The following is a 7,751-nucleotide window of genomic DNA, read 5'->3' on the forward strand; positions in this document are numbered from 1 at the left end:
TGGTCAGGCGGTCTCGGAGCGCTTCTCCTTGACGATGTCGGCGAGCGCGTCCTCCAGGGACCAGCGGGTCGTGTAGCCGTACTCCCGGCGGAAGAGGGAGTCGTCGAAGTTCATGGGCCAGCGGTGGTCGGCGTCGCCGGGTTCGATGGTGGCACCGGGGATGAGCTTGCGTGCGACCTCCACCATGTCGCCGATGCTGCGGTAGTCGCCGCGTACGTGGTAGACGTGGCTCGACGGGACCGGGCCCTCGCTCGCGCGGACGAACGCGTCGGCGGTGTCGTGGATGTAGACCATGTTCATCATCGAGCCGCCGTGGTAGGCGGGCCTGCCCGGCTCGCCGGCGAGCGGCTTGGTGACCAGTTCGTCGATGAGCCGGCGGGCGGTGCCGATGAGGCAGGCGGCGCCGTACGCGAGGCCGATGCGGATGGAGGTGTTGGTGACGCCGAGGGTGCGCAGGTAGTACTCGCCCATGGTCTCGCCGAAGATCTTGCTGCCTTCGTACACGTCGCCCCCGTGGATGCGGGCGTCCTCGGCGATGGGGCGGGCGGGGTCGTGGTGCGCCGGGCTGAAGAGGGCCGCGCTGCTCGCCAGTACGGTGCGTGACACGCCGAGCAGGCGGGCGGCTTCCAGGACGTTGTAGGTGCCGACGACGTTGGACTGGATGCACTGGCCGCGCTGGCTGGCGGAGCGGTCGTGGAGTTCGGCGGCCAGGTGGATGATCCGGTCCACGCGGTGGGTGCTCACCAGGTCGGCGACGAGGGAGAAGTCGGTGACGTCGCCTTCGACGAAGGTGAGAGCGGACGGGTCGGGGGCGGCCGGCTCGCGGGCCCAGTCGGGGCGGCGGTCGAGCGCGATCACCGGATGGCCGTCGCGCAGCAGCCGGTCGACGACGTACGAGCCGATGAATCCGGTGGCGCCGGTGACCAGGTAGGTCATTGCGGGTCTCCTGATGGGTGAGGCGGGGGGACGCGGGGATGCTGGGGTGGCCGGGCGTCAGCCGCCGGGCCGGAAGCCGCCGTCGATCTGCAGGGCGGCGCCGGTGACCGACCGCGCCGCGTCGGAGGCGAGGTAGGCGAAGGCGGACGCGGTCTCTTCCGGCTCGATCATGCGGCCGAGCGACATCGTCGCGGTGTACCGCTGTTCCAGGTCCGCCAGGTCCGCCATGTCGAGGTCGCCGGTCGCGGCGGCGAAGATGCCGGTGCGGGTGGGGCCGGGCAGGACGGCGTTGACGCGGATGCCGTCGCGGCCGTACGCGGCGGCGAGTGAGCGGGTCAGGTGGACGACCGCGGCCTTGGCCAGGCCGTACGCGGGGAAGGCCGGGGTGGGCCAGAGCGCGGCCGTCGACGCGGTGTTGAGGATGACGCCGCCGCCGTTGGGGCGCATGCGGGCCACGGCGGACCGGCAGCCGTGCCAGACTCCGGCGACGCAGACGCGCCAGACCTGGTCGAACTCGTCGTCGGCGTCGTCCTCGTGGAGGGATCCGCCGGCGATCACACCGGCGTTGTTCACCGCGATGTCGCAGCGGCCGAAGCGGTCCATCGCGACCTGGAACGCGCGGTCCACCTGGTCGGCGTGGCGGACGTCGGTGCGCTGGAAGACCACCCGCGCGCCGGAGGGGTCGATCTCGGCGGCCGCTCCGGCCGCGGAGTCCGCGTAATCGGCGAGCACGACGCGCGCGCCGTCGGCCGCGAAGCGTTCGACGGTGGCGCGGCCGATGCCGGAGCCGCCGCCGGTGACCACGGCCACCCGGCCGTCGAGGGGGCCGGTCATGACGCGGCCCCGGGCGGCAGGTGCTCGGCGAGGAACGCGCCGGCCAGGTCGGCGGTGGTGTCGACCAGTTCGCCCATGGGTCCGCCGTGGCCGCCGTGCGGCAGCAGGTGCAGCGCCTTGGGCTCGCCGGCGCGGGCGTGCAGGGCGAGGGAGTGCTCGGCCGGGATGACCGTGTCGTCGCCGGGGGTGATCAGGCACAGGGCGCGGGGGGCGATCGCGGAGACCAGCTGCTCGGGAGAGAAGCCGAGGGCGAGCCGGGCGTTCTCCAGCGGGTAGCCCTCGGGATAGGCGGTGGCGATGAGCGCGGCCTCGGCGTCGGCGGCCGGGCTCGGCGGCAGCGGCATGAGCGTGCCGAGCGGCACCCGCTCACCGAGACCGGTGCGCACCCGTTCCGCCTCGTCCCTGGCCACCCGGTCCAGGAAGGCGGGCCAGGATTCGGAGCCGTGCAGGTCACGCAGCCAGCGCCGGCCGTCGGCGAGCGGGACGAGGGCGACGCAGGCGCGGAGGCGTTCGTCGGCGGCCGCGGCGGCGACCGCGATGGCCCCGCCGAAGCTGGCGCCGATCACGCCCAGCGCCGAGCCGTCGATCTCCGGCCGGCCCGCCAGGTAGGTGGCGGCGTTGGAGACGTCGCGTACCTGCTCGCACGGGTCGCAGCGCAGGCGGGCGCCCTCGCTGCGGCCGAAGCCGCGATGGTCGAGGGCGAGCACGGCGTAGCCGCGCCGCGCGAGGCGGCCGGCGAGCGGCAGGACGCGGAAGTTCACCGCGCCGCTCCAGCCGTGGCTGGCGATGAGGGCGGGCATGGCCCCCGCCCGGTCCCGCGGCGTGACCAGGACGCCGGTCAGCCTTAGGCCGTCGCTGTAGAAGTGCACGATCTCGGTGTCGACCCGCGGACCGTCCGGGAGGTCGAGCCGGATCTCGTTGTCGGCCGGCACGATCATCGTGGCTGGGCTCCCGTCCGAATCAGGGCGGGGCTCGTCGACATGGGGCTCATGGATTCGGTGCTCGTGGAATGAGGGCTCACCGCTGACACGTAACGCGGTCCCCCATTACCTCCCGCGTTACGCCGTGCGCCGCCGCCCCGGGGTATGCCCTGGCGGCTGTAGTGGGCGCGGGAGAAAGGAGCCCGCCATGGGTGACAGGCCGCTGCCGATCGAGCCGGGTGAACGGCTGGACTACCTGCTGTCGCGTAAGAGTCTGCAGCTCGCGACGCTGGATCCGGACGGGGCGCCGCATCTGGCCACGATGTGGTTCGGGGTGCTCGACGGCGAGATCGTGATGTGGACGCAGCGTACGTCGGTGAAGGCGCGCAACCTGCGCAACGACCCGCGCGTGGCGTGCCTGGTGGATTCGGGAGAGGATTACGGCAGCCTGAAGGGCCTGTCGGTGACGGGCCGCGCGGAGCTCGTCGAGCACGACGAGGGGATGCTGCGCATCGGTGAGGCGATCGTCTCGCGCAACTTCCCGGAGCCGGGCCGGCCGGACTACCGGGAGATGGCGCTGTCGGGCGCGCGGGTCGGCATCGTCGTGCATGCCGACCGCTGGGCGAGCTGGGACTTCGCCCGTTCGGCGGCGCGCCGAACAGCCGGTTAGCCGGTCGAGGCCGTCGTGATCGCGGGCAGGAGCTCGCCGAGCACGGCGGCCTGGTGCCGCGGTGACTCGTCCAGCGGGTGCAGGATCAGGTCGGTGACGCCGAGGCCGGCCAGCTCGGCGAGTTGTTCCGCGCAGGTCGCCACGTCGCCGTGGACGGTGGCCTCGCGGCCGTGGTCGGGGGTGCCGTAGAAGTCGCCGAACCAGGCGTCGATCGTCCGGTGGGCGCGGGCGCGGTCGGGCTCGACCAGCAGGTACACGCGCTTGGCGACGCTGAAGGAGTCGCGGGCGCGGCCTTCCTGCTCGGCGACCTCGTCCAGGCGGACGGCCAGCTCCGCGAAGCGGGCGGTGGGCTGCCGACCGGCCGCCACCCAGCCGGATCCGAGGCGCAGCGCCCGGCGCAGCGCCGGGACCGAACCGCCGCCGACCCACAGCGGGGGCGGCGCGACCGGGCGCGGGGTCACCGTGACGTCGGCGAAGGGCCAGATGGGGCCGTCGTGGGTGACGCCGGTCCCGGTCCACAGGCGGTGCACCGCCGTCAGGAACTCGTCCAGGACCGCGCCCGGCCGGTCCTCCCAGTCGCCCAGCCGGAGCGCGGGGAACAGGCGGCGGTCACCGCTGCCGACGCCGACCACGAGCCGGCCGCCGGTGAGGTGGCCGAGCGAGGCGAGTTGCTTGGCCGCCGCGATCGGGCCCCGGCCGGGGGCGACGAGGACGGCGATGCCGAGCCGGACGCGGGTCGTGTGCGCGGCGGCGAAGCCCAGCAGCGCGATCGGCTCAGGAGTGGGCATGCGCCCGGCGAGCTGGTCGAGGGTCCACAGCGCGTCGACGGACGTGGACTCGACGTCGCCGAACCAGGCGGCGATGGCGGCGGGGGCGGCGCCGGCGAAGCTCAGCGGCAGGTTGAGCCCGATGCGCGGGCGTGGGGCGGCGGGCACGTGGACCTCCTCGGCGAGGGCGTCGCCGTCGCGGACAGAGGGCCGCCAGCGTGCCGGGCGCGCCGTTACCTGCGACGTTACGAACCGGGTCCGTAACCCCGGGGCGAACGGCGAGGCGGGAGAGTCACGGCCGACAAACCAGGAGGCACGAGCATGGCAGTCGAGCGGTTCCCGGTCGAGGGGGGCCACATCATGATGTTCGCGCGGGCCGTCGGGGATCCCCACCCGGCCTACCACGGCGCGATCACCGGCACTCCGGCGATCGCCCCGCCCACGTTCGTCTGGGCGGCCGACCACTACGACCCGGACAGCGCCGTCCGGCCGAAGCCTGACGAGCCCTGGCCGGGCTCGGGCGCGACGCACTCCGGCGCGCCCCCCGCCGACGGCGCGGGTCTCGGCCTCCACGCCGAGCAGCGGTACGAGTACCACCGGCCGGTGCGCGAGGGCGACGTGCTCAGCGCGGTGGACCGTCCGGGCAGGACCTGGCGGAAGGAGGGACGGCGGGGCGGCGCGCTCACCTTCACCGAGAAGATCACGGAGTACCGCGACCAGGAGGGCGAGCCCGTCGTCACCGCGACGATGGTGACGGTGACCACCTCCACCACGGTGGGGGCGGGCGGATGACGGCCGTGACGGCGGGCGACACCAGGGAGCTGGTGCTCGTCCGCGATCTGACGAGGACGCGGATAGTCCAGTACGCGGGAGCTTCGGGCGACTTCAACCCGGTGCACACCGACGAGCGGTTCGCGGTGGAGGCCGCCGGTTACCCGTCGGTGTTCGCGCACGGGATGCTCACGATGGGCATGGCGGGCCGGGTGCTGACCGACTGGTTCGGGCCCGAGTCGCTGCTGCGGTACGAGGCGCGGTTCCGCGCCCAGGTGTTCCCGGGGGCGACGCTCACCGCCCGCGCCCGGGTGGAGTCGGTGCACGGCGACGGGACGGCCGCGGTCGCGCTGACCGTGACCGACGGGCAGGACGCGGTGGTGATGACGGGGAACGCCGTCGTGCGCGCGTCCGCAGAAGCGAAATGACCTCCGCGGATCGAGGAGACGTTGTCATGCCGGATGGAAACCCGCTGATCGGCCGTGTCGGATTCGGCAGCGGCACCATGATCGCGCAAGGGTACGGACAGGTGGACGAGGAGGCGGCCCGGGGCGCGGTCGAGGCCGCGTACCAGGCGGGGGTGCGCTTCTACGACACGGCGCACTTCTACGGCTCGGGACGGTCGGAGGCGATCGTCGGCGAGATCCTCCAGGGCCGGCGCGACGAGGTGCGGCTGTGCACCAAGGGCGGCGTGCGCTACACCGACCCGACGAACCTGCTGACCCTGGTCTGCGACTCCTCCTATGACGCGCTGCGCCGGTTCATGGAGGAGTCGCTGACCCGGCTGCGCACCGACCACGTCGACGTCTACCTGCTGCACCAGTTCGATCCGGCCCTCACCCCCGAGCAGCAGATGGAGAACCTGCTGCGCCTCAAGGAGGAGGGGCTCGCCCGCGACGTCGGCTTCTGCAACTTCGGCGCCGAGGCGGCCAGGCGGGCGCTGGCCACCGGCATCCCGACCGCCGTCGAGTACAGCTTCAGCCTGCTCGACCACCGCTACCTGAACGAGCTCGCCGCCTCGGGCGCGCGCGGCGGCCTGCGCATCACCTATGGCTCGTACGTACACGGCCTGCTGTCGGAGGACTTCACCGACGACCACGAGTTCGAGCCCGACGACTGGCGGGGCCGCAGCCGCCGCGAGGGGCGTTCCGGCACGTCGGGCAACGTGTTCTTCGCCGGTGACGCGTTCGCCGCCAATCTGGCGATCGCCCGGCGGCTGCGCGCGCTCGCCGACCCGCTGGGGCTCTCGCTCGCCGCGTTCGTCCTGGCCCTGACGGTGCGCCAGCCGTACTCCGATGTCGCGCTGTTCGGCTGCCGCGACGCGGCGGAGGTGGCGGACGGCCTCAGCGGGCTGTCCGCCGACCTGGACGACGAGACCCTCGCCCGCGCCGCGGAGATCCTGGCGACCGCGAACCGGCCGGCCGAGAACCTGCTCGGCCTGTGAACCCGCCCTGCGGCGACCGAGCGTAACGGACCCGTTAACGAGGTCTCCGCAGGATCAGGTCCCCCTGACGCATCGCCGTCACATGCTGGTGACTCCGCCGGAGTCGTCGACCCCCCCCGGAAGGTTGATATGCGAAAGAGCAAACTCGGGATAATCCTCTGTGCGGCACTGCTGGCGGCGGCCTGCGGCTCCGGCGGCGACGAGGGCGGCGACACCGCGCAGGCGGCCGGACTGCCCTCCACCATCAAGATCGGCGTCCCGCTCGACCTGAGCGGTGCGGCCGGCATCGCGGGCGTGGGGACCAGCGAGCGCGACGGCGTGCGGCTCGCCGCCAAGGAGATCAACGACACCGGCTTCCTCGGCGGCTCGAAGGTCGAGCTCGTGGAGATCGACACCAAGGCGGACAAGCAGGAGGCCGTGCAGGCGGTGCTCAAGCTCGCGGCGGACAAGGTCGACGCGGTCGTGGGCTTCACCCTCACCCCGTCGTTCCTGGCCGCGGGGCCGCAGCTCCAGCAGAACGGCATCCCGACGATGGCGGTCGGGCTCTCCTCGGCCGGCGTCACCGAGGTCGGCGACTACATGTTCCGTCTCTATCCGGACATGGCGAACGTGATGCCGCCCGCCGACAAGGAGTTCGCCGAGACGTTCACCGGGCTCAAGACCGCGGCGTACCTGTACCAGAGCGACTCCGAGGCGGCCAAGATCGTCATCGGCAAGCGCAAGGAGACGCTGGAGGCCGCGGGCATCACCACCGTCGGCGAGGAGACCTTCGTCGGCACCGACACCGACGTGCGGGCCCAGCTCACCAAGCTCAAGCAGGCGAACCCTGACGTGCTGGTGACCATGCCCCTGCCCGGCATGATGAGCACGATCTACCTGCAGCTCGACGAGATCGGCTACGACGGCCCGGTGTTCATGGCGCCGGACGTGAGCGACGCCACCATGGAGCAGGCGGGCCAGGCCATGCAGTGCTTCGTGTACGTGACCGCCTGGAACGGCCAGAGCACCGAGGGGAACAACGCGCACTTCCTCGACTACTGGAAGCAGCACGGCGAGAAGCGCTCCGCCACCGTGTTCGAGGCGGCCGGCTACGCGTCGCTCTGGTCGATGGCGCACGCGTTCAAGGAGGCGGGCACCACGGACAAGAAGACCGTCCGGGACACGCTCGCCGGGCTGAGCGACATCGACACGCCGTTCGGCAAGATCGGCTTCACCGACAACCGCACCGCCAGCGTCAAGGGCACCAAGCTGCAGATCGTGGACAGCAAGATCACGCTTTTCGACCCGCAGACGGCCGCCGCCTGCAAATAACCCGTCCCTTCAGAGAAGCCGGGAAACTGAGAAAGATCACGAAGCCGGCGCAGAGCAGGAGCTGGGCGACCAGCATCGACTGGGAGCGCTCGCCGGCC

9 protein-coding genes are annotated in these 7,751 nt (G+C 72.5%); 5 read left to right on the forward strand and 4 right to left on the reverse strand.

The window, feature by feature from the left end; genetic code table 11:
- Positions 1 to 3: 3 nt before the first annotated feature.
- The 3 genes from KME79_RS31090 to KME79_RS31100 are packed head-to-tail and all read right to left on the reverse strand — an operon-like array spanning position 4 to position 2,708.
- Complete coding sequence (locus KME79_RS31090) at positions 4 to 936, reverse strand: NAD-dependent epimerase/dehydratase family protein (RefSeq protein WP_219548158.1); 933 nt, start codon at positions 934 to 936, stop codon at positions 4 to 6.
- A 57-nt stretch (positions 937 to 993) separates the two neighbouring features.
- Positions 994 to 1,770 (reverse strand): SDR family NAD(P)-dependent oxidoreductase, encoded by a 777-nt coding sequence (locus tag KME79_RS31095; RefSeq protein WP_219548160.1) that lies wholly within the window; start codon positions 1,768 to 1,770, stop codon positions 994 to 996.
- Positions 1,767 to 2,708, reverse strand: coding sequence for an alpha/beta hydrolase (locus KME79_RS31100; protein ID WP_219548162.1), 942 nt, complete (start codon positions 2,706 to 2,708; stop codon positions 1,767 to 1,769). Before KME79_RS31100 ends, KME79_RS31095 begins: the two co-directional genes overlap by 4 nt.
- A 190-nt stretch (positions 2,709 to 2,898) precedes the next feature.
- Between KME79_RS31100 and KME79_RS31105 the strand changes: the two genes are divergently transcribed.
- A complete protein-coding gene (locus KME79_RS31105) occupies positions 2,899 to 3,360 on the forward strand; it encodes a pyridoxamine 5'-phosphate oxidase family protein (protein ID WP_219548164.1) in 462 nt (153 codons plus the stop codon).
- On the opposite strand, the gene KME79_RS31110 is transcribed toward KME79_RS31105, so the two are convergent.
- Complete coding sequence (locus KME79_RS31110; RefSeq protein WP_219548166.1) at positions 3,357 to 4,295, reverse strand: LLM class flavin-dependent oxidoreductase; 939 nt, start codon at positions 4,293 to 4,295, stop codon at positions 3,357 to 3,359. The genes KME79_RS31105 and KME79_RS31110 overlap by 4 nt on opposite strands.
- Positions 4,296 to 4,448: 153 nt before the next feature.
- Here KME79_RS31110 and KME79_RS31115 point away from each other — a divergent pair, with 153 nt between their 5' ends.
- The 4 genes from KME79_RS31115 (at position 4,449) to KME79_RS31130 (ending at position 7,653) form a co-directional block, all read left to right on the forward strand.
- Entirely contained in the window at positions 4,449 to 4,919 is a 471-nt protein-coding gene (locus tag KME79_RS31115; RefSeq protein ID WP_219548168.1) for an FAS1-like dehydratase domain-containing protein, read from the forward strand.
- Positions 4,916 to 5,326: a MaoC/PaaZ C-terminal domain-containing protein gene (locus KME79_RS31120; protein ID WP_219548170.1), complete on the forward strand. Its 411-nt coding sequence runs from the start codon at positions 4,916 to 4,918 to the stop codon at positions 5,324 to 5,326. The genes KME79_RS31115 and KME79_RS31120 overlap by 4 nt, the downstream gene beginning before the upstream one ends.
- 26 nt (positions 5,327 to 5,352) lie before the next feature.
- Positions 5,353 to 6,342, forward strand: a complete 990-nt coding sequence (locus KME79_RS31125) for an aldo/keto reductase (RefSeq protein WP_219548172.1) — start codon at positions 5,353 to 5,355, stop codon at positions 6,340 to 6,342.
- Positions 6,343 to 6,471: 129 nt separating this feature from the next.
- A complete protein-coding gene (locus KME79_RS31130; RefSeq protein ID WP_219548174.1) occupies positions 6,472 to 7,653 on the forward strand; it encodes an ABC transporter substrate-binding protein in 1,182 nt (393 codons plus the stop codon).
- The last annotated feature ends 98 nt before the right edge of the window (positions 7,654 to 7,751 follow it).

It is taken from the genome of Nonomuraea harbinensis (genome assembly GCF_019396385.1).
Classification (GTDB): Bacteria; Actinomycetota; Actinomycetes; order Streptosporangiales; family Streptosporangiaceae; genus Nonomuraea; species Nonomuraea ferruginea.

Bases quoted from the DNA above. Each gene is read 5' to 3' on its own strand.
- KME79_RS31090 (WP_219548158.1), bottom strand. From the start codon at position 936: ATGACCTACCTGGTCACCGGCGCCACCGGATTCATCGGCTCGTACGTC.
- KME79_RS31105 (WP_219548164.1), top strand. From the start codon at position 2,899: ATGGGTGACAGGCCGCTGCCGATCGAGCCGGGTGAACGGCTGGACTAC.
- KME79_RS31120 (WP_219548170.1), top strand. From the start codon at position 4,916: ATGACGGCCGTGACGGCGGGCGACACCAGGGAGCTGGTGCTCGTCCGC.
- KME79_RS31115 (WP_219548168.1), top strand. From the start codon at position 4,449: ATGGCAGTCGAGCGGTTCCCGGTCGAGGGGGGCCACATCATGATGTTC.
- KME79_RS31100 (WP_219548162.1), bottom strand. From the start codon at position 2,708: ATGATCGTGCCGGCCGACAACGAGATCCGGCTCGACCTCCCGGACGGT.
- KME79_RS31130 (WP_219548174.1), top strand. From the start codon at position 6,472: ATGCGAAAGAGCAAACTCGGGATAATCCTCTGTGCGGCACTGCTGGCG.
- KME79_RS31125 (WP_219548172.1), top strand. From the start codon at position 5,353: ATGCCGGATGGAAACCCGCTGATCGGCCGTGTCGGATTCGGCAGCGGC.
- KME79_RS31095 (WP_219548160.1), bottom strand. From the start codon at position 1,770: ATGACCGGCCCCCTCGACGGCCGGGTGGCCGTGGTCACCGGCGGCGGC.